Source organism: Desulfurispirillum alkaliphilum (assembly GCF_055378285.1).
This window is the reverse complement of sequence record NZ_AP042405.1, coordinates 864360-883744: the sequence shown is the minus strand read 5'-3', so window position 1 is coordinate 883744 and position 19385 is coordinate 864360. Positions and strand designations below refer to the sequence as shown.

General features: G+C 56.7%; 20 protein-coding genes. 13 read left to right on the top strand and 7 right to left on the bottom strand.

Translation table 11 applies throughout. The annotated features are described in order from the left end of the window. Positions 1 to 59: 59 nt before the first annotated feature. Together ACZ46I_RS04195 and ACZ46I_RS04190 are read right to left on the bottom strand one after the other, a co-directional pair. A complete protein-coding gene (locus ACZ46I_RS04195; protein ID WP_226508278.1) occupies positions 60 to 503 on the bottom strand; it encodes a Fur family transcriptional regulator in 444 nt (147 codons plus the stop codon). Positions 504 to 642: 139 nt separating this feature from the next. Further along, positions 643 to 2016: a dipeptidase gene (locus ACZ46I_RS04190; protein ID WP_464281516.1), complete on the bottom strand. Its 1374-nt coding sequence runs from the start codon at positions 2014 to 2016 to the stop codon at positions 643 to 645. 346 nt (positions 2017 to 2362) lie between these two features. On the opposite strand from ACZ46I_RS04190, the gene uvrA reads away from it, so the two are divergent. From uvrA to ACZ46I_RS04170, 4 genes are all read left to right on the top strand, one after another. Beyond that, positions 2363 to 5188 carry an excinuclease ABC subunit UvrA gene (gene uvrA, locus ACZ46I_RS04185; RefSeq protein ID WP_464281515.1) on the top strand — a complete coding sequence of 942 codons (2826 nt, stop codon included), beginning with the start codon at positions 2363 to 2365 and terminating at the stop codon, positions 5186 to 5188. Positions 5189 to 5416: 228 nt separating this feature from the next. After that, on the top strand, positions 5417 to 6676 hold the full coding sequence (locus tag ACZ46I_RS04180; RefSeq protein WP_464281514.1) for an ATP-binding protein: 1260 nt from the start codon (positions 5417 to 5419) through the stop codon (positions 6674 to 6676). A 292-nt stretch (positions 6677 to 6968) separates the two neighbouring features. Continuing rightward, entirely contained in the window at positions 6969 to 7250 is a 282-nt protein-coding gene (locus ACZ46I_RS04175; RefSeq protein WP_464281513.1) for an addiction module protein, read from the top strand. An 83-nt stretch (positions 7251 to 7333) separates the two neighbouring features. After that, positions 7334 to 7558, top strand: coding sequence for an addiction module protein (locus ACZ46I_RS04170; RefSeq protein ID WP_464281512.1), 225 nt, complete (start codon positions 7334 to 7336; stop codon positions 7556 to 7558). Between the two features lie 373 nt (positions 7559 to 7931). Here ACZ46I_RS04170 and ACZ46I_RS04165 read toward each other — a convergent pair whose 3' ends face one another. From ACZ46I_RS04165 to ACZ46I_RS04155, 3 genes are all read right to left on the bottom strand, one after another. After that, the gene (locus tag ACZ46I_RS04165) at positions 7932 to 8495 is read right to left on the bottom strand and encodes a hypothetical protein (protein ID WP_464281511.1); all 564 of its coding nucleotides are present in this window, start codon (positions 8493 to 8495) and stop codon (positions 7932 to 7934) included. A gap of 8 nt (positions 8496 to 8503) precedes the next feature. Continuing rightward, on the bottom strand, positions 8504 to 9412 hold the full coding sequence (locus ACZ46I_RS04160) for a hypothetical protein (protein ID WP_464281510.1): 909 nt from the start codon (positions 9410 to 9412) through the stop codon (positions 8504 to 8506). A 110-nt stretch (positions 9413 to 9522) separates the two neighbouring features. Further along, positions 9523 to 10308 (bottom strand): DUF2589 domain-containing protein, encoded by a 786-nt coding sequence (locus ACZ46I_RS04155; RefSeq protein ID WP_464281509.1) that lies wholly within the window; start codon positions 10306 to 10308, stop codon positions 9523 to 9525. A 1245-nt stretch (positions 10309 to 11553) separates the two neighbouring features. Between ACZ46I_RS04155 and ACZ46I_RS04150 the strand changes: the two genes are divergently transcribed. From ACZ46I_RS04150 to rplS, 8 genes are all read left to right on the top strand, one after another. Continuing rightward, positions 11554 to 11766 (top strand): PEGA domain-containing protein, encoded by a 213-nt coding sequence (locus ACZ46I_RS04150; protein WP_464281508.1) that lies wholly within the window; start codon positions 11554 to 11556, stop codon positions 11764 to 11766. 2 nt (positions 11767 to 11768) lie between these two features. Continuing rightward, complete coding sequence (locus ACZ46I_RS04145; protein WP_464281507.1) at positions 11769 to 13235, top strand: patatin-like phospholipase family protein; 1467 nt, start codon at positions 11769 to 11771, stop codon at positions 13233 to 13235. 282 nt (positions 13236 to 13517) lie between these two features. Further along, the gene (gene ffh, locus ACZ46I_RS04140) at positions 13518 to 14906 is read left to right on the top strand and encodes a signal recognition particle protein (RefSeq protein WP_013507146.1); all 1389 of its coding nucleotides are present in this window, start codon (positions 13518 to 13520) and stop codon (positions 14904 to 14906) included. A gap of 155 nt (positions 14907 to 15061) precedes the next feature. After that, positions 15062 to 15349 (top strand): 30S ribosomal protein S16, encoded by a 288-nt coding sequence (gene rpsP / locus ACZ46I_RS04135; protein WP_013507147.1) that lies wholly within the window; start codon positions 15062 to 15064, stop codon positions 15347 to 15349. A 35-nt stretch (positions 15350 to 15384) separates the two neighbouring features. Continuing rightward, entirely contained in the window at positions 15385 to 15615 is a 231-nt protein-coding gene (locus ACZ46I_RS04130; protein WP_013507148.1) for a KH domain-containing protein, read from the top strand. Continuing rightward, the gene (rimM, locus tag ACZ46I_RS04125) at positions 15599 to 16117 is read left to right on the top strand and encodes a ribosome maturation factor RimM (RefSeq protein WP_156788086.1); all 519 of its coding nucleotides are present in this window, start codon (positions 15599 to 15601) and stop codon (positions 16115 to 16117) included. Before ACZ46I_RS04130 ends, rimM begins: the two co-directional genes overlap by 17 nt. Beyond that, entirely contained in the window at positions 16107 to 17417 is a 1311-nt protein-coding gene (gene trmD, locus ACZ46I_RS04120) for a tRNA (guanosine(37)-N1)-methyltransferase TrmD (protein ID WP_464281506.1), read from the top strand. The genes rimM and trmD overlap by 11 nt, the downstream gene beginning before the upstream one ends. 30 nt (positions 17418 to 17447) lie before the next feature. Then, positions 17448 to 17801 (top strand): 50S ribosomal protein L19, encoded by a 354-nt coding sequence (gene rplS / locus ACZ46I_RS04115; protein ID WP_013507151.1) that lies wholly within the window; start codon positions 17448 to 17450, stop codon positions 17799 to 17801. Positions 17802 to 17849: 48 nt separating this feature from the next. On the opposite strand, the gene ACZ46I_RS04110 is transcribed toward rplS, so the two are convergent. Both ACZ46I_RS04110 and ACZ46I_RS04105 read right to left on the bottom strand, forming a co-directional pair. Beyond that, entirely contained in the window at positions 17850 to 18167 is a 318-nt protein-coding gene (locus tag ACZ46I_RS04110) for a DUF134 domain-containing protein (protein ID WP_464281505.1), read from the bottom strand. Beyond that, positions 18168 to 18590: a NifB/NifX family molybdenum-iron cluster-binding protein gene (locus tag ACZ46I_RS04105; RefSeq protein ID WP_464281504.1), complete on the bottom strand. Its 423-nt coding sequence runs from the start codon at positions 18588 to 18590 to the stop codon at positions 18168 to 18170. Between the two features lie 184 nt (positions 18591 to 18774). Here ACZ46I_RS04105 and plsY point away from each other — a divergent pair, with 184 nt between their 5' ends. Continuing rightward, positions 18775 to 19383, top strand: a complete 609-nt coding sequence (plsY, locus tag ACZ46I_RS04100; protein ID WP_464281503.1) for a glycerol-3-phosphate 1-O-acyltransferase PlsY — start codon at positions 18775 to 18777, stop codon at positions 19381 to 19383. Positions 19384 to 19385 lie beyond the last annotated feature (2 nt).

The following is a 19385-nucleotide window of genomic DNA, read 5'->3' as shown; positions in this document are numbered from 1 at the left end:
ATTAAGAAAAATTCCTATCGATGACCTGCATACAATCTCAGTCAATACGGCAAAGTGTCCTATTCGGCAGTTCCCAGGCACTTTTCACAGGTGCCATAGACCACGACACTCTTCTTTTCAACCCGGCCCCAGCTTTGCAACTGTTCGGGCAGCGTCAGTTGATCAATGTCGTTCCATTCAAAATCCATAATTTCTCGGCATTTATGGCAGATCAGGTGGTGATGGCGGCCATGGGTGACTTCAAAGCGGGCCTGGGATTCCGCTGTCTCAACCCTGTTCACCAGCTCGTACTGAACAAAGGTGGCCAGCGTCCGGTAGATGGTATCCAGGGAGAGGGTCGGCATCTTTTTAATCAGACGCTGGTGGAGCTGTTCAGCGCTGGGGTGATCCATTGACTGGGCCAGTTCCCTGAATATCTCAAGGCGCTGGGGCGTCAGACGCAGCCCCCTTTTGCGACATTCCTCGTGAAATACTTCCAGTTGGTGTTTTAATGATGCTTTCACTTTTCCCCCCTGGACCATTTTCTCAGCCTGCCAGGAATGTATCCTGATTAGTGTACGCCTTGCCCGCAAAAAGTCAATGTTGCCGAACCCTTAGCAGGCGTGTTTTGAAGCATTTCAGTAAGCTTTTAGGCAACCGGCCTCAGGGTATTGTCGCAAATTTCGCGTACATGCGAATGATCGCCTCGGTACCCTTCCAGGCGGTGGGCAGGTGGAAGTTTTCGTTGGGGGAGTGGGCGCGGGAGCCGGGCAGGGCAAAACCGATCAGCAGGGTGTCAAGCCCCAGCAGATCGCGCAGCTCCGCCACTATGGGTATGGAGCCACCATTGCGGATAAAGAGGGGCTCCCGGCCAAAGGTTTCCTGCAGGGCTTCGGCCGCAACTTCCATGAACGGGTTTTCCACGGAGGTGTGAAAGGGCTTGCCACCGGCCAGTTTATTGACTTTGATGGTTACGGACGAAGGCGCCTGGCTGGCGAAGTAATCGGCCACCATATCGGTGATGGCCACCGGATCCTGATCGGGCACCAGGCGCATGGATATCTTGGCAAATGCTTTGGCGGGCAGCACGGTTTTGGCGCCGGGGCCGGTATAGCCCCCCCAGATGCCGTTGACTTCCACGGTGGGCCGGCTCCACACCCGCTCCAGCACGGTGCGGTCGTGCTCGCCCCACAGGGCCTTCACGCCCACGCCCGCCTTGTATTTTTCCTCGTCGTAGGGAATCCTGGCCAGCAGCTCCCGCTCCCGGTCGGTGATTTCGCGCACCTGATCGTAGTAGCCGGGAATGCGGATATGGCCGTTTTCATCTTTAATGGAAGCGATAATGCGCGCCAGGATTTCCGCCGGATTGGCCACGGCGCCACCAAAGCCCCCCGAGTGCAGATCGCGGTCGGGGCCGGTGCACTCCACTTCCATATAGGCCAGGCCGCGCAGGCCAAAGGTGATGCTGGGGGTATCCCGGTCCCACATGGCGGTGTCGGAGACCACCATGATATCTGCTTCAAAGCGCTTGCCGTATTCCTTCAGAAACATCGGCAGGTTTTCACTGGCAATCTCTTCTTCGCCCTCTATGAGGAACTTCACGTTGACTGGCAGGCTCCCCGATGTCTTCAGCATGGCCTGGATGGCTTTGATGTGCATGAAGACCTGTCCTTTGTCGTCGGTGGCTCCCCGGGCCACAATGGTGTCGTCCTTGATGTGGGGTTCAAAGGGGCCGGTTTCCCACAGCTCCAGTGGATCGGCGGGCTGCACGTCATAGTGGCCATAGATCAGCACGGTTGGAGCTCCCGGCGCGTGGAGCCACTGCCCCGTCACCAGCGGATGCCCTCTGGTGGGCAGAATCTCCACCTGCTCCATGCCCGCCTCGGTCAGCAGCCTGGCGGTATACTCGGCACAGCGCACCATCTCGTCCGCGCACTGGGGGTCACTGGACACCGAGGGGATGGTCAGCCAGTGGGTAAGTTCTTCTATATGAACACTGCGATGCTGCGTCAGGTATCTGCAGGCCTCTTCAAACATGGCACGCCTCCCGGAACCGAAATTTCCTCCAGTCTATCACAGGGACGGGGGAGCGCATAGCGCCGCAACCTCCACGTGGGGGTTGACGCCCTCTGCCCTGAGCTCTTTGCCTATGTACCTGCTGTGTAACTGGAAACTCTTGGCAAAATGGCGAAAAGTGATTACCATACCGGTTTCCCTTTTCCGCACGTACAGGTGCCAAAAGAGGTAGAAGAAACCTGTTGTTGAAAAATCTCCTGCGGGCAAAGCGAGGAGCGAGGCGTACCCCCTGTACGTCGCAGTGACGAGTGATGACCGGCAACGCCGCAGATGAGTGTTTTTCAGCAGCTTGCAAAGGAGATATACCGTGGCCAAAGATACCATCGTCATCAAAGGTGCCCGTGAGCACAACCTGAAGAATATCAATCTGGAAATTCCCCGCGACAAGCTGGTGGTCATCACCGGGGTCAGTGGCAGTGGCAAGTCCACCCTGGCCTTTGATACGATTTTTGCCGAAGGACAGCGCCGCTATGTGGAGTCGCTGTCCGCCTACGCCCGTCAGTTCCTGGAGCAGATGGACAAGCCCGATGTGGATGCCATCGAGGGCCTGAGCCCCGCCATCAGCATTGAGCAGAAGAGCATCACCCGCAATCCCCGCTCCACGGTGGCGACCATCACCGAGATCTATGACTACCTGCGCCTGCTTTACGCCCGCGCCGGCACACCCCACTGCCACGAGTGCGGCAAACCCCTGGTTTCCCAGACGGTACAGCAGATGGTGGATGCCATCTGCCAGCGGGAGGCGGGCAGCCGCCTGATGATCATGGCGCCAGTGGTGCGGAGCCGCAAAGGGGAGTACAAAAAGCTCTTCGAAGACCTGAAGAAGAAGGGCTTTGCCCGCGTGCGCCTGGATGGCGAGGTGCTGGATATGGACAGCGCCATGGCGGTGAAGCTGGACAAGAATACCAAGCACAGCATTGATATTGTGGTGGACCGCATCTCCGTCAAGGAGGGCATAGAGCGGCGCGTCACCGACAGCGTGGAGACGGCCCTGCAGTACAGCGAAGGGCTGCTGCTGGTGGCCGACCGCGAAGGCAACGAAGTGCTCATGAGCGAAACCGCCGCCTGCCACGATTGCGGCGTCAGCATGCCCGAGCTGGAGCCGCGCCTGTTCTCCTTCAACGCTCCCGAAGGGGCCTGCCCCAACTGCAGCGGCCTGGGCGCTTCCCTGGAGCTGGACGCCAACCTCATCGTCCCCAACCCCTCCCTCTCCATTGCCGAAGGGGCCATCGCCCCCTGGGCCCACAAGAGCTCCACCCGCTTCTGGGAAACGCTGCAGATGGTGGCCGAACGCTATGATATCGACCTGAACAAGCCCTGGTCCGCCTTGACGGAGGGGCAGCACAATATCCTGCTCTACGGTACCCAGGAAAAGGTACCCCAGCCCTCGGCGGGCAAGTTCCGCAAGATCGTGGAAGCGCGCTTTACCGGCGTTATCGGCTATCTGCAGAACCTGTTTGCCGAAACCACCGTCTCCTACATCAAGGACTATGTGCAGCGCTTCATGCGCGAAAAACCCTGCCCCGCCTGCAACGGCGAGCGCCTGAACAAGCAGGTGCTCAGCGTGCTGATCAACGGGCAGAATATCTCCCGCTTCACCGCCATGAATATCGGCACCGCCCTGCAGTTCGCCACTTCCATCCACTTCGATGACCACCGCCAGGTCATCGCCCAGCGCATCCTGCGGGAAATCTGCGAACGCCTGAGCTTCCTCAACGACGTGGGCCTGGATTACCTGGAACTGAGCCGCAAGGGCAGCACCCTCTCCGGTGGCGAAGCTCAGCGCATCCGCCTGGCCACCCAGATCGGCTCCAAACTCATGGGCGTGCTCTACATTCTGGATGAACCCAGCATCGGCCTGCACCAGCGCGATAACGACAAACTCATCGCCACCCTCAAGAGCCTGCGGGACAACGGCAACACCGTCATCGTGGTGGAACACGACGAGGACACCATCATGCAGTCGGATTTCGTGGTGGACATGGGCCCTTTCGCCGGACGCAAAGGGGGCGAAGTGGTGGTGGCCGGCACCCCCGCCCAGGTTATGGCCTGTGAAGCCAGCCTGACCGGCAGCTACCTCAGCGGCCGCGAAACCATACAGGTTCCCGCCCGCAGGCGCTCCGGCAAGGAATATGTGGAACTGCAAGGCGCAGCGGGCAACAACCTGCAGAGTGTGGACGTGCGCATTCCCCTGGAAACCTTCACCCTCGTCACCGGCGTCAGCGGCAGCGGCAAGTCCACCCTGATCATCGACACCCTGCTGCCCGCCCTGGCATCCACCCTGCGCACCGAAGACGCCGGTGGCGGCAGCCCCTACCGCAGCATTCAGGTCACCAGCCCCAAAATCAAAAAAGTCATCGCCATCGACCAGACCCCCATCGGACGCACCCCACGCTCCAACCCCGCCACCTACACCGGCGTGTTCACCCATATCCGCGACCTCTTCGCCAGCGCCCCCGAAGCCAAAAAACGCGGCTACAAAGCCGGGCGCTTCTCCTTCAACGTCAAAGGCGGACGCTGCGAAGCCTGCCAGGGCGACGGCACCATCAAAATCGAAATGCACTTCCTGCCCGATCTCTACGTCACCTGCGAAACCTGCAAAGGCAAACGCTTCAACCGCGACACCCTGGACATCACCTACAAGGGCAAAAACATCGCCGACGTGCTGGACATGACCGTCAATATGGCTGCCGAATTCTTCGAGAACATCCCCAAGATCCAGCAGAAACTGCAGACCATCAGGGACGTGGGCCTCGGCTATATCAAGCTCGGCCAGGCCGCCACCACCCTCTCCGGCGGAGAGGCCCAGCGCGTGAAACTCTCCAAGGAACTCAGCCGCAAAAACTCCGGCGACACCATCTACATCCTGGATGAACCCACCACCGGCCTGCACTTCCACGACATCCGCCAGCTCATCGAAGTGCTCAACCGCCTGGTGGACGCCGGCAACACCGTCATTGTCATCGAACACAACCTGGACATGATCAAGTGCGCCGACCACATCGTCGACCTGGGCCCCGAAGGTGGCAACCGGGGCGGCCAGATACTCTTCAGCGGAACGCCAGAGGCGCTGTGCGATATCGAGGCATCCTATACCGGGCATTACCTGCGCAAGCTGCTGGCGAAAGATTGACGCAATCTTTCAGTAAGAGAAGAAGCGGGTTCCACACAAAGCCCCCAAAGGCACCAAGGAAACAGCCCACGGTATACTCCGTGGGCTGTTTGTTTTTGGCAGGCTGCTGAAAGCCCTATCTGCATGGGAGCAGCACAGTAATGAGCAATGGGACGGCCCTCTACTATACAATTAGACGAAGCCATGATATACAATTAGACGACTACAAATCATGCAATTGGACGGACAATGATGAAAACTACTGTCAATCCTGAATACATCCCCCGACACCTTGCGACCAAGCTGCAAGAGGCCCTGACAGATACTCCGGTTGTTTGCCTGCTGGGACCTCGCCAGTGTGGAAAGTCTACCTTGGTCCATCACCTGGAGCCAGACCGAACTTACATCAACCTGGATGATCGCAACTACCTGGAGGTAGCTCGGCGCGACCCAGAGGGTTTTATCGACAATTTACCCGAGAGGGTTGCCATAGACGAAATTCAGCGCGCTCCAGAACTTACCTTGGCAATCAAGCGCAGTGTCGACGCCAGGCGCCATCCGGGACGTTTTCTGCTAACGGGCTCAGCCAACCTGTTGCAATTGCCACGACTGGCGGATTCGCTGGCAGGACGTATGGAATGCCTTTACCTGCACCCGCTGACTGAGGCGGAAAAGCAGCACTCGCCTGGCCGTTTTCTTGACCTGTGGCTGGAGAAAAAGCTGGATATCAGCTTGCCAGCCAGTGGCGCTTCCCGCGCAAGCGAGCTGCCTGCACGCCTGGTGGCGGGTGGCTACCCTGAAGCATTTTTCCGTCAGCCCGTACGGGCGCGAAGCTGGCAGCAGCAATATCTGCACTCGATAATCGAACGGGATATTCATGATATCGCCACTATCCGTGGAGCGCTTGATGTGCAACGCTTGCTGGAATACCTCAGCCACCAGACAGCTTCGCTTATGAATATCGCAGCCATAGCCAATGCGCTTGGGTATGCACGTCCCACAATTGAGCGTTATCTGGGAGTACTGGAAAAGCTCTTCCTGATCCGCCAGTTACCAGCCTGGCACAGTAATCGCGGCAAGCGCCTCGTGAAGACACCAAAGATACATATTTGTGATAGCGGTCTGGCAGCAACTCTTTCCAACTTGCGGGCGGAGCAGTGGATTCCACAGCGCAAGCGCTTCGGCCACCTGTTGGAATCATTTGTGGTGCAACAAATTATGGCTATGGGTGGCTGGTGCGAAAAGGACCTGCGCTTTCACTACTACCGTGACAAGGACCAGGTAGAGGTTGATCTCGTCATTGAGACAGATGCCACCGTGTGGGGTATTGAAGTAAAGGCTGCCGCTACCCTGGAGGCACGTGATGGCCGTGGGCTTATGCGCCTGGCGGATGTGGCTGGCACTTCATTCCACGGCGGCCTGATTCTCTACGATGGCGATGCGGTTCTCCCGATTGAGCCGAAACGCCATATCTTTGCCGTACCTTTTGGCAAACTGTGGGAGCTGTAGTTTTCGTAACTCTTCACAGTGGAACCGCAAGAGAAAAAGCGGGTTTAACGCAAAGGCCTCAAAGGCACTAACAAGGCAGTGCTTCTCGCCCGTTCGCTACGCTCACTTGAGACGCGGGGCACGCGGAGGAAAGACAAGGGAAATGCACCTGGCCGCCCTCTTTCCCTCGCATTCGTGAGAGATAGAGTTCTTTCCTATTGCTGGCAACGTGGCAACCCTGCACCGTTACAGGTTGACAATCTTCGGAGGAGGCATACCCTATGAACATCACTCATCGTAAGAGGTATTCCAGATGAATCTCCAGGAACTTGCAGCAGAAGCACTCCTCCTCTCCATGGAAGAGCGGGCACACCTGATTCAGCAACTCGTCCTGAGTATGGAACCTCCCTCGGAAGACGAACTGAAAGCCGAGTGGATAAAGGAAGCCCACCGCAAAGCCAGCGAACTTACCCACCTTCGCGAGCAGCTGCAAGTCGGCATCAACCAACTTGACCAGGGGCTGGGAACTACAATCAAATCACACGAAGAGCTGGATCAGTTGTTCGTTGAAATTAAGGAGGCTGGTATAGCCTGAACATACTGCTTTCACGGCGAGCGACTATTAAGTACAATTTGTGCAAATCGAAAAGACAATATTCACCGCAAGAGGTATTCCAGATGAATCTCCAGGAACTTGCAGCAGAAGCACTCCACCTCTCCATGGAAGAGCGGGCACACCTGATCCAGCAACTCGTTCTGAGTATGGAATCTCCCTCGGAAGACGAACTGAAAGCCGAGTGGATAAAGGAAGCACACCGCAGAGCCAGCGAACTTGATAGCGGAGCGGTGAAAGCAGTATCGGGTAAAGAAGTATTGCAGAAAGCCCGGGCATTGGTGAAATGAACTTCCTCTTCCACCCAGCAGCGGAAGCTGAGTTCTTAGAATCAGTTCGTTACTATGAATCAAAGGTTCCAGGGCTGGGAAACGCTTTTATCGTTGAATTCGAGGCTTTCGTCAGCATAATCTGTGAGCATCCAAAAGCCTGGCAAGTCGAGCATGAGCCAGGCATTCGCCGAGCGCCCCTCAATCGATTTCCCTTATCCATCATTTATCGTGAAAATTCTGACTCCCTCCAGGTGCTTGCCGTGGCACATGCCAAACGACGACCGCAATACTGGCTTGGTCGGTTGGAGCATTAGCTATGCTAATGTAGAGATATTTTCAGCAGCCTGCCAAGGGAAAAGGCTTTTCCTGTGTATGGATGGGATTACGAGAGTCAGCCTTCGTACAGCCTCCCCAGCACGCGGTCAAGCAGGTAGAGGCGATCCACCATGCTCAGGGATGCCGCCAGGTAGAGTGACAGGGGTTTTGTGGGTGCAGTGTCAGCCAGCACCCGCCACACCTGGGACAGCCAGGCGGAGCGGGGAGAACAGAGGGGTGGCAGCTCTACCTGCAGGCAAAGGGCTGTGAGCCCTTCACACAGTTTTTCTTCAAAGCGATCCAGCCGCTCCCGGGCTTCCGTAAGGGCTTCGCGCAGAATCGTCTCGCCACGTTCCAGGGCTTCCATGGCTGCCACATTGCGGGTGGCCCGCACCCGTGAGCGAGAGGGTTTTTCGATATCCGTATGCAGAACTTCCGGCGCTTTGATAACCCGTCCCTTCAAGGTCGCCAGCTCGGAACTGCCGGTCACCCGCAGCACTGCCAGCATTTTTTCGGCTTCATCCAGCCATTTCACTGCGGCATCGGGAAAGGTGTAATCACCATTGCGATAGAGTTCCATCAACCGGGCCAGGTCCTCCAGTGAGGGTTCAAGGCGTTCTATCTGATGGCACAGAATCATACCTGGTCCTATTCCGGCATCAGACGTCTTGTCTCAGCACCATTGACATCGGTTTCCTGCACCCACTCCAGTCCTTCTTCCCGTAAGGTCAGGTGAAGACGGGTGACAACATCGGCACCACCGCCGGAATTCCTGATTTCATCGGTATTGACGGAGACGGCAAAATCGGGCGCAATGGTTGGCATGACCACGGCCACATCCCCTGCCAATCGGCTCAGGCGCTGGATGGCCGTCGCAACCAGCTCGCTGCTCACCACCTCATCCTCAAACCATTTGCGGGCGCGTTGGGGGTCAAAGCTCTCACTCTTCCCCTCTTCCACAACCCGGTTGCGTACATAGCAGAAAGCGGCCTCCTGCAGGAACTCACGACAATAGTTCTGCACTGTCTGGGACGCGGCTTCGCGAATATCCACATCGGCTGGTGCGCTGACGGCAACTTCTGCGCCCACGCCCAGTCGCTCCAGCGCAATCCTGATGCGCTCAGCCAGCACCTGTTCCGCTGTTTCCAGACGCTGCGCACTCATGTCGATGGACTCGAAAAGGCGTTGAAAACGCTGGAAATAGCGTTGATCTTCTGAATCTTCAAGGTGATGAAGCTGGAGGCGCCCCTCAAGGTGACGATGCGCCTCGGTGATGATTTCCTCCAGGCGTGCGCGCACTTTCTCGGCGATGGTGGCATGGTGCTCGGCACGGGCTGGCTGCCCCGCAATGATGTCGCTGAGAATCACCGGCAGGCTGATGCTGACTTTCTGCAGGCGCAGGCGCGGAACCGGAAGTCCTTGCAGAAAAGGATTATCGCGATAGTGGTAGGCGATGCGCAGGGCTTCCCGGTCAGCTACGGCACGCGCCTGCGCCATACTGGCCACCAGCCCGCCAAGCACATCGGAAAGCTTGGGAGGATTTGTGTTTTCACCCATAGAAGAATTTCTCCAGCAGTCATGAGTTACGACAACTGAGAACACCGTACGGCTCCCGGAGAAGCTGTACGGTGCCCGCGTCAACGTTGTCCTTCAGAGGTAAACAGAAATCAGGCTGGGGTGGAAATTTCCAGCGTCCGTCCTTCAATGCCCTTAAGGTCAACAGAGTCTTCTGAGATCGTCACCTTTTTCTGTGTAGCGCTTCCGACATCTTCAACTTGGCCTACGGTACACTCCTGGCTTCCATAGCTGAACTTGCTCTTTTCCTTGATAAAGGCGACATCAGGGCCTTCCAGGAAGAGAGTCTTGTTCTCCAGCTTGTCAACCCGCACCTGTACACTGTGAACCCTGTTGGTGGGGCGCTCCTCAATAACATTCTCCAGCATGGTCAGGATTCGCTCTGTACCGCTGGGCATATCCACGTTGCGCGCCTCTACCCGGACACGCATGTCGAAGGTGCGCTCCTCCCGGTCAGAGCTGCTGGATTTTTTCTGATTGGATACCTTTGAGTTGATTCGTGCCGAGGCAAACCACCACTTCCCACCAGCACTGCCACTCACTTCAGTGTTAAAAGTGCTGTCGGTTTTCGATTCCGTAGTGGATGTGATCTTGGCATTGAACTCTATTTCGGCGGAAGTGATGGAAACATAGGGAACCGGCAGCATGGAGAGAAAAGGCAGAGCGAGACAGAACTCTTCGCTGCTGCCCCGATCGTTTTTGCGCGAATACTTGAATTCCGTGGTTATGACATTCCCTTCCTTGTCAAACCCCACCTCTTTGATAAAGTTTACGGTTGCGATTGCAGATTTTGCCTGCGCTTCCACCACCGCGTTGAGCGGCCCCCCGATGAGATTGCCAAAGTCCAGACTGGCGAGTTCACGTCCTGATACCGGCATAACTGTACCCTCCTGCACCAAAGTGCACTTTATTCCCGAATGCGCAACTCTCGCACCCGGATTGATAACGCCCTGAAGCGATCACCAAAAATTTCGCCAGTCACTGGTGACAGTCGTCAAACAGCCCGCCACGCCATATCAGCAGTGAACTTTTCACACTAAGACAGTACTATACGTCTTTTTTAAAGAGGAAACAATAAGGCGATACTGATAAAAACAGCATAACCACGTGTGCGTAACGCAAAAATGCAGAAAGAGGCAACTGCGATCACGTACCCGCTTTAAAAGGCAAGCCAAAGAAATTATTGACTTTTATCCTGAGAAAAGACAGGTTTACTCCATCCTGAGAATGCAACCGCTCTGATGGTATCCTGCAGCCCCATGGGAAAGATACAAATAGAACCCTTCTCAGGAAATCCGGACGGAGCATGCAGCAAAAAACTCAAGTTTCGCACCCCCGAAACAGCTGGGTGTCGGTATGGATGCCGATGCCACGATGGAAGAGGACATTTGGTTCTGCATAAACTGCATTGCTTAACGCACAAAACCCTTTTTCTCGTTTTTTCTTTGCCACTTTTTTCCCGCAAAAAGTGGCGCAAAAGCGGCCCCCAGTGCTGTCCTTATCAGCCGTCCGCTTGCCTGGAACTGGGGACCGCAAACAACCGCCCTCCGTGGCTTTGGGTTTGCGGTTGCCGCCCTCGTGGCGTCAACCCTGCGGGTCCATAGCGTTATGCAGGCAATTGAAAAGCTCTCAGGTGCAAGGCGCACGCAAGGTGAGAAGTGAGGCGTACTTCCTGTACGTCGCAGCGACGAGCACTTGTGAGCAACGCCGCAGATGAGGCTTTTCAGCAGCCTGACAGTCGGCGCGTTCTGGCTGGGCCAGCCCACGGGGGAAAGGCAGAGGAAAGCCGTTCCCCCCTGAGCCCGTCCGGTGAGTGCGACGCCTGGCTGGCAAGACCCGAACGGGACACTCACAGGAAGTGAGTGGTCCGGCAGCACTGCAGGGATGCAGTGTCTGCCGGATCTCCAGAGCAGGCGAGCAATGAGCCGGAAGTACGGGCGTTCGGGGGGCGCGTTTTTGAGTCCTTTTTGCGCGGTCAAAAAGGACAATATCCGGGGACGAAAAGTGGAATGCCAGATAAGTCAAGCATTCAAAATCAATACGGCCCCAATGCGATAAACACCATAATAATAGCACCTTAGCCAAAGACAACAAGGTGAGAAAGTTGAGAAGAAAGGATACCTATGGAGTACCTTGTCGTGTCTTTCCCCGAAGAGCGCCGCGTCAAAATCAACAACAGGCTCATGGGGCAGACCAATCGCACACTGGAGCTGGAAGGAGGGCGGTATACCGTAACCCTGGACTCGCCGGAGAACTTCACTCCCGAGGAACACCAGGTTCACCTGCGCGGAACATCCCTGCTCAATCCCGCCACTATTGAATTTTGCAAGGCATGAAGATGAGAACGTTCGCTCTCACCATAACCGCCATCCTGATGCTGGCACTCGCACTCGCCATAAGTCGCGTCAGCTCCCCGCTCAACGAGCAGAGCACCACCTTTCACCCCGACTCCGGTTATCATTTTGATGCCCTCGCCGCCGGGCCACTGAACAGCGATGAGCTTTTCATATGCCTGATGTTCTCGGGGGGCGGCACGCGGGCGGCCGCCCTGTCCTATGGCATCATGGAAGAGCTGCGCGATACGCACATCACGGTCAACCAGCAGGAAAAACGCCTTCTGGACGAAGTGGACTGCATCTCCTCGGTATCCGGAGGTTCATTTACGGCCGCCTATTACGGGCTGTTCCGTGAACAGCTGTTTGAGGACTACCGCAGTCGCTTCCTGGAGCGCAACGTCCAGGGAGCGCTGCTGACGCAACTCAGCAACCCGGTGAACTGGTTCAGGCTTTCCTCACCTTATTTCAGCCGCATCGACCTGGCGGCGCAATGGTATGACCAGGATATTTTCGCCACGGCAACTTTCGCCGATCTGCAGAAAAATCAACGCCCCTTCGTGATCCTGAATGCCACCAACCTCGGCTCCAGTCGACGCTTTGAGTTCACTCAGGACTATTTTGACGCCCTGGGCTCCCGCCTTGAATCCTATCCGGTCGCCCGGGCAGTGGCAGCCTCATCGGCCTTTCCTTACCTCCTGAGCCCCATCAGCCTGAAAAACTATCCCGCGGCTGCTGACTATACCCCTCCCTGGTGGTTTCAGGGTGCCCTGAGCCCTGAAGACTGGACAACCAGGCGCTATGATGCGGCCAGGAACCTGAGCGTCTACCTGGACCAGGAAAACCGCTATATTCACCTGATGGATGGTGGTCTCTCGGACAACATCGGCGCCCGATCCGTGCTGGACGCCTTCGAGCGAGGCTTTATCCGCACCCGCATCAATGACGGGAGCATCCGCCAGCTGGTCCTGATTGTCGTCAATGCCCGCACCCAGAGCGATGATCAGCTCAGCCCCAGCAGGAAGCCTCCAGGATTCTTTTCCGTGGCAGAAAAAACCTCAACGGTAGCCATGGACAACTACACCTATGACAGCGTCAGCGCGCTGCGCTCAACCCTGTACGCGCGAGTGCAGGCTCAGCGCGACCAGGCAGCCTGCACGGAGCTGCTTGCCGCCACCTGCGGCCAGCCTTCCGACCTCGTCCCCCTGGCGGGCAATGACCTCGACCCCTACGTCATAGAAATCAACTTTGAGGCGCTTGGCAGTACCTCCGGCGAGGAGGCCCACTACTACCTGAACCTGCCCACATCCTTCAAACTGAGTGAGGAACAGGTTGCAAAACTCATTGCCATCGGCCCAGAGCTCCTGCGGGCATCACCCCAGTATCAATGCCTGCTGAAGGTACTGGATGCTGAAGCCGCAGGAAAGCCACGCCCAGCAGACTGTCCACCGGGCGCGGGAATTTATCCCTGACCCCGGACAGGGCAGACTCTCACCGCGCTCCTTCCACTGATCATGAAACCACAACCACTTGACAGGGCAGGGGCTCCTCAGTATACTGCCCTGTCGTTTTGCTGTCTGCGCTGAGAAAGTGGGCATTCCCCTTCTTCCCAAATGCGCGGCAGGTGGTTTTCACAGCTTGCAGAAATACTTCAAAATACGCAGGCAATTGAAAAATGCTCAGGTGCAATGCACGCGACGGCGAGCAACGCCGCAGATGAGGGTTTTTCAGCAGCCGGTTAAGGATAGAGGCCCATGTTCTCCCAACTCCAGAACTCCTTCCAGAAAGTCTTCAAGGACCTGCGCGGGCAGGGGAAGATCAGCGAAGCCAACATTCAGGAGGCCCTGCGCGAGGTGCGGGTTGCCCTGCTGGATGCCGATGTCAACATCAAGGTGGTGCGGCAGTTCATTGCGCAGGTGAAGGAGAAGGCGCTTGGGCAGGAGGTTCTGCAGAGTCTGACGCCTGGTCAGCAGTTCATCAAGATTGTTGATGCGGAACTGACGGAGTTGATGGGGCAGACCCATACCAAGCTGCATCTTTCCAGCACTCCACCCACGGTGGTGATGATGTGCGGTTTGCAGGGCAGTGGTAAGACGACGACGGCGGGTAAGCTGGCGGCTTCGTTCAAGAAGCAGGGCCGCAAGGTTATGCTGGCGGGTGCCGATATTTACCGTCCGGCGGCGGTGGAGCAGATTCGCGCCCTGGCGGAGCAGGTGGGTGTGGATGTGTACGCCCCCGGCACGGATATTTCGCCGGTGGAGATTTGCGCCCAGGCCAGAAAGCTGGCCATGGGCAAACAGATTGATTTACTGATTCTGGATACGGCGGGGCGTCTGCATATTGATGATGCCCTGATGGAAGAGCTGGTGCAGATCAAGGCCAGCGCCCGCCCTGACGAGATTCTCTTCGTGGCCGATGCCATGACGGGTCAGGAGGCGGTCAATGTGGCCCAGTCCTTTGATGAACGCCTGGATCTTTCCGGTGTCATCCTGACGAAAATGGACAGTGACGCCCGTGGCGGTGCGGCCCTTTCCATCCGCGCACTGCTTGGCAAGCCCATCAAGTACATTGGTGGCGGCGAGAAGATGGATGCCCTGGAGCCTTTCCACCCCGACCGGGTGGCTTCGCGCATTCTGGGCATGGGGGACATGCTCACCCTGATTGAGAAGGCTGAGAGTGTCTACGACGAAAAGACGGCCAAGAATCTGGAACGCAAGATCCGCGGCAATGAATTCAGCATGCAGGATTTCAAGGACCAGCTTTTGCAGATAAAGAAGATGGGGTCACTGGGCTCCATTATGAAGATGATTCCCGGTATGAGCTCAAAAATGGGCGATATGGATATAGACGACTCCCAGTACAAGCCGGTGGTGGCGATTATTGATTCCATGACGCCCCAGGAGCGTGAGAAGCCGGAGATCATCAACGCCAACCGCCGACGCCGCATCGCCAAGGGTTCGGGACGCACGGTGCAGGAGGTCAACCGCCTGCTGAAGCAGTTCCAGGACATGCGCAAGATGATGAAGCAGTTCTCGGGCGCGGGGGGCAAGAACAAGAAGCAGCAGCAGGCCATGATGCGCCAGCTGCAGGCCCGTATGCCCAAGGGGGCTATGGGCGGGAAGATGCCTTTCGGGCGTCGTTAGCAGGCTGCGCAAACGCACTCACCTGGCGCATACCGGGAGAGCAGCCTGTTGAAAAATGTTCAGCTGCAAGGCGTCCGCATCCTGCAGATGAGCGTTTTTCAGCAAACTCACTTTGGATAAATTTTTTATCATAAAAACTTTTTTTGGAGGTCACATTGGCTGTCAAGATCAGACTCAAACGCCTGGGATCCAAAAAGCGACCCTTCTACCGAATCGTCGCCATGGACTCCCGCACCCCACGGGATGGACAATCCCTCGAAATCATCGGTACCTACAACCCCATCAAAGAGCCAGCCGAACTGCAAATTAACGAAGAAAAGGCTCTTTACTGGCTGGGTGTGGGTGCTGAACCCAGTGACACCGCGCGCAATCTGCTCTCCAAGCAGGGTGTCATGCAGAAATTCCACGAGCTGAAGCTGGAGAAAAAGAAGAAGTCTGAGTAACGCTTCTCTCAACGAGGCAAAAGAGGTCCGAAGTCATGAAAGAGTTAATCGAATATATTGTCAAATCCATTGTTGATCATCCCGATGAAGTGGAAATAACGGAAACGGAAGCGGAGAAGACGACCATTATCGAACTGAAAGTGGCTTCAGACGACCTGGGGAAAGTCATCGGCAAACAAGGACGCATGGCAAAAGCGCTGCGCACCATCGTCAGTGCCTCTGCCAGTAAAGATGGAAGACGGCTGATCCTTGAAATCATCGAGTGAAATGCTGTCCATCGCCCGCATCACCAAAACCCGTGGCCTGCGGGGCGAGCTGCAACTGTTCAGCCTTTTCAATGAGCCTGGGCGCTTTGAAGGCCTGAAGCATCTCCATATCGGAGGGGTCAGGTTTGCCGTAAGCCGCCTGCGTATTGCGGACAGCCAGCGGCTGGTGGTCAGCCTGAAGGGTGTGGACACCATCGAACAGGCGGAAGAGCTGGTGGGGCAGGATGCCTGCCTGCCGGTCGATGAGATACCCCGTTACGAAGACGAATACTTCGATTTTGAACTGCAGAAGCTTCGCGTCATCAATGATGACGGCGAAGAACTTGGATCCTTAACACAGATTATTCACACGGGTGCCAAAGACGTGTACGAAATCCTCTCTCCCGGGGGCAAGCGGTGGATGATTCCGGCCAACCATGAATTCATCCCCGAAATCAACCTGGAAGAGGGCTACATGCTGGTGCGACCCATACCCGGAATGATGGACGAAGATGCGCTTTGATATCATAACTCTCTTTCCCGAAATGGTTCAGAGCTGTTTTGCCGAAGGTGTTGTGGGTCGGGCGCTACAGCGGGGTGATATCGCCCTGAAGTGCGTGAACCCGCGCGATTTCACCAGCGATGTGCACCGTACCGTTGACGACACCCTCTACGGTGGCGGCAGCGGCATGCTGATGAAGGCCGAGCCTCTGGCCAGCGCTGTTTCAGCAGTGGAGCGCACCAGCCGCAGCCGGGTCATCTACCTTTCGCCCCAGGGCCAGCCCCTGAATCAGGCCAAGGTACGTGAACTGGCAGAGCTGGAGCAGCTCATCCTGGTGTGCGGGCGCTACGAAGGCGTTGATCAGCGTTTTATCGACCACTATGTGGACGAGGAAATCTCCATCGGTGACTATGTCATCAGTGGGGGCGAGCTGGCCGCCAGCGTAGTGATCGACAGCGTGGCCCGCTGCATTCCCGGTGTTATCGGCCAGGTGCAGAGCGTTACGGAAGACTCCTTCTTTGAAGGTCTGCTGGACGCGCCCCACTACACCCGGCCCGCCGAATTTGAGGCTGAGGCTGTTCCCGCTGTCCTCAGTGGCGGACACCATGAGCACATCGAGCAGTGGCGCGAGGAGCAATCCCTGCGCCGCACCTGGCACAAACGCCCCGACCTGCTGGAAAAAACCGTACTTTCCACCCGCCAGCGCACCATGCTGCGGGAGATCATGCGGGAGGACTGGCAGCAGCGCGGCATGCCCGGCGCCAATGTGAGCATCGCCCTGATTCACTATCCGGTGTACAACAAGCGCCATGAAGTCATCACCACTTCGGTGACCAACATGGACCTGCACGATATCTCCCGCACCGTGCGCACCTTTGAACTGACCAACTACTTTGTGGTGACGCCAGTCAAAAGCCAGCACGAACTGATGGGACGTATCACGCGCCACTGGACCGAGGGCTACGGCTCCACCTACAACCCCGATCGCAAGGAAGCTTTCGATCGTATGCAGTTTGTCCACAGCCTGGAGGATGTGCGCGAGCACTTCCGCAAGCGCGGGCAGCGGCTGGTGATTACCGCCACCAGCGCCAACCCCAAGTGGACCAACACCACCTACCCCCATCTGTCACGCATGATGGATCAGGATCGCGAAACCCAGCACCTGATCCTCTTCGGCACCGGCTGGGGACTGACAGACGAAATCATGGAAGCAGCCGACTACGTGCTGCCCCCCATAGATGGCAATGGTGAATACAATCACCTTTCCGTAAGAAGTGCCGCCGCCATCACCCTTGACCGGGTGTTCCGGCGCTACCCGTAACCACGTACTCTTCATGTTTGGAGGAAAATAATGAATCCTGTACAGATGATTGAACAGGAACAGGTACAAGAAGTACCCCAGTTCAAAGCCGGCGATACCGTCAAAGTTCACTACAAAGTCATAGAAGGCAATAAAGAGCGCGTTCAGGTATTTGAAGGCGTGGTACTGCGCCTGAAAAAAGGTGGCATCCCTACCTTTACCGTGCGCAAAGTCTCCTTTGGCGTTGGCGTGGAGCGTATCTTCCCCCTCTACTCGCCCAAAATTGCCAAGCTGGAAGTGACCAAGATCGGTCGCGTGCGCCAGGGCCGCATCTACTACCTGCGCAACCTGCGCGGCAAAGCTGCCCGTATCAAAGAGCAGATGAACTACAACCGTCCCAAGTAATTCCTGCGGACGCGAAAAAAGGGAGGCAAATTGCCTCCCTTTTTTTATTTACGATTCCGTTTGCGCATCCGGCGAAAGCGCAGCACCTTCCACACAGAGGGCCACGCCTTCCACCAGTCCCAGGGCTACTTTTCGCCGAGCCGACACCAGCAGGCGCTGTACGGTTCCACGGGATACGCCCATACGCTCACCCGCCTCCTCCTGGGTCAGGCCCAGACCATCACACAGATAGAGTGATTCCAGCTCATCGTGGGCAATGCGCTCGTGACGCAGCTGCCTGCCGGGAATACCCGCAGGCTTAAAAACCCGCTCCACCGTATCGGGGAATGGGCAGCTGCAGTGGCGCGGCTTACGCGAACGCGGCACTCAGTGGTTCCCACAGCAGGAGTGTCCCCCCGATCCGTGGCCATGACCATGATGAGCGTGGCCGTGACCATGGGAAGAACAGGAGCCCTCCAGCTTCATTTCAGGCAGGGCGTTCTCCCGCAGCATCTGCATGTTTTCCGCCACGGTTTTCCCCAGCGCCTGGTAGACCCGGATGCCTGCGCGACGCAGCTGATTCAGCGCTCCTGCGCCTATACCGCCAACCACCACCGCCTCAGGGTGCATTGCACCAAGGGCTTTCAGGGGTTGACACTGACTGGCCTGATGATTCAGATCACCGTTGCTGAGCTCCCGCACAGCGCCAGTATCCATGTCCGCCAGGACAAACAGTGGTGCAGAGCCAAAGTGGTCAAAGACAATACTTTCCAGACCAAGATTCTGAACAATGGGAAAACAGACATTCATAGGTCACCCTCCGGGGAGATATTTTGTGCATATGCACAGAATATCTCCCCGGAAGACATTGCTGTCAAGAAGAAAATCGTACACCTGGCAAAAAGAAAAGGAGGCATGCGCCGCTTTTTTTTTGTATTCTGTCGCCACACACTGTCATGAAACAGTGCACTGAACTGCCTTTCGGGAGTGATCCATGGGAATTCTCTTCTACCTTGCGCTGGCCTATATCCTCTGTTCTATTCCCTTTGGCCTTGTCTTTGTCTACCTGGTCAAAGGCGAAGATATCCGAAAGTTCGGCAGCGGGAATATAGGCGCCACCAATGTCTTCCGCTTCGGCGGGGCACCGGTGGGCATCCTGACCCTCTTTTTCGATGCCCTCAAGGGCTACCTCCCCGTGGTCCTCGTCATGAAGGCCTACCCCGAGCAGCCGCTGTACCATGTAATGGTTGCCATTGTCGGCATTCTCGGCCACTCCTACAGCATATTCCTCAAATTCCGTGGTGGCAAAGGGGTTGCCACCGGCCTTGGCGTCTGTCTGGCCCTGCTGCCTCTGCAGGTGGCTCTGGCGGCCGTGGTGTTTGCCGCCCTCTTCCTCACCAGTGGCTATGTCAGCCTGGGTTCCGTGGGAGCGGCGCTGAGCCTGCCCCTCATCAGCCTGCTGACGGGAGTGCCCAGCCTGTACCTGCTGTTTACCATAGCAGCAGCAGCCCTGGTGATCATCCGCCACCAGGAGAATATCCGTCGCCTGCTGCTGGGAACGGAAACAAAGATTCTGTGGAACAAAGACAGGAAAAAGAACTGAAT

Excerpts from the sequence above, each read along its gene's own strand:
- ACZ46I_RS04160 (WP_464281510.1), bottom strand. The coding sequence starts at position 9,412 with ATGGGTGAAAACACAAATCCTCCCAAGCTTTCCGATGTGCTTGGCGGG.
- ACZ46I_RS04165 (WP_464281511.1), bottom strand. The coding sequence starts at position 8,495 with ATGATTCTGTGCCATCAGATAGAACGCCTTGAACCCTCACTGGAGGAC.
- rplS (WP_013507151.1), top strand. The coding sequence starts at position 17,448 with ATGAATCCTGTACAGATGATTGAACAGGAACAGGTACAAGAAGTACCC.
- ACZ46I_RS04150 (WP_464281508.1), top strand. The coding sequence starts at position 11,554 with ATGGAGTACCTTGTCGTGTCTTTCCCCGAAGAGCGCCGCGTCAAAATC.
- ACZ46I_RS04145 (WP_464281507.1), top strand. The coding sequence starts at position 11,769 with ATGAGAACGTTCGCTCTCACCATAACCGCCATCCTGATGCTGGCACTC.
- ACZ46I_RS04180 (WP_464281514.1), top strand. The coding sequence starts at position 5,417 with ATGATGAAAACTACTGTCAATCCTGAATACATCCCCCGACACCTTGCG.
- plsY (WP_464281503.1), top strand. The coding sequence starts at position 18,775 with ATGGGAATTCTCTTCTACCTTGCGCTGGCCTATATCCTCTGTTCTATT.
- ACZ46I_RS04130 (WP_013507148.1), top strand. The coding sequence starts at position 15,385 with ATGAAAGAGTTAATCGAATATATTGTCAAATCCATTGTTGATCATCCC.
- ACZ46I_RS04175 (WP_464281513.1), top strand. The coding sequence starts at position 6,969 with ATGAATCTCCAGGAACTTGCAGCAGAAGCACTCCTCCTCTCCATGGAA.
- ACZ46I_RS04170 (WP_464281512.1), top strand. The coding sequence starts at position 7,334 with ATGAATCTCCAGGAACTTGCAGCAGAAGCACTCCACCTCTCCATGGAA.
- ACZ46I_RS04155 (WP_464281509.1), bottom strand. The coding sequence starts at position 10,308 with ATGCCGGTATCAGGACGTGAACTCGCCAGTCTGGACTTTGGCAATCTC.
- trmD (WP_464281506.1), top strand. The coding sequence starts at position 16,107 with ATGCGCTTTGATATCATAACTCTCTTTCCCGAAATGGTTCAGAGCTGT.
- ffh (WP_013507146.1), top strand. The coding sequence starts at position 13,518 with ATGTTCTCCCAACTCCAGAACTCCTTCCAGAAAGTCTTCAAGGACCTG.
- ACZ46I_RS04105 (WP_464281504.1), bottom strand. The coding sequence starts at position 18,590 with ATGAATGTCTGTTTTCCCATTGTTCAGAATCTTGGTCTGGAAAGTATT.
- ACZ46I_RS04190 (WP_464281516.1), bottom strand. The coding sequence starts at position 2,016 with ATGTTTGAAGAGGCCTGCAGATACCTGACGCAGCATCGCAGTGTTCAT.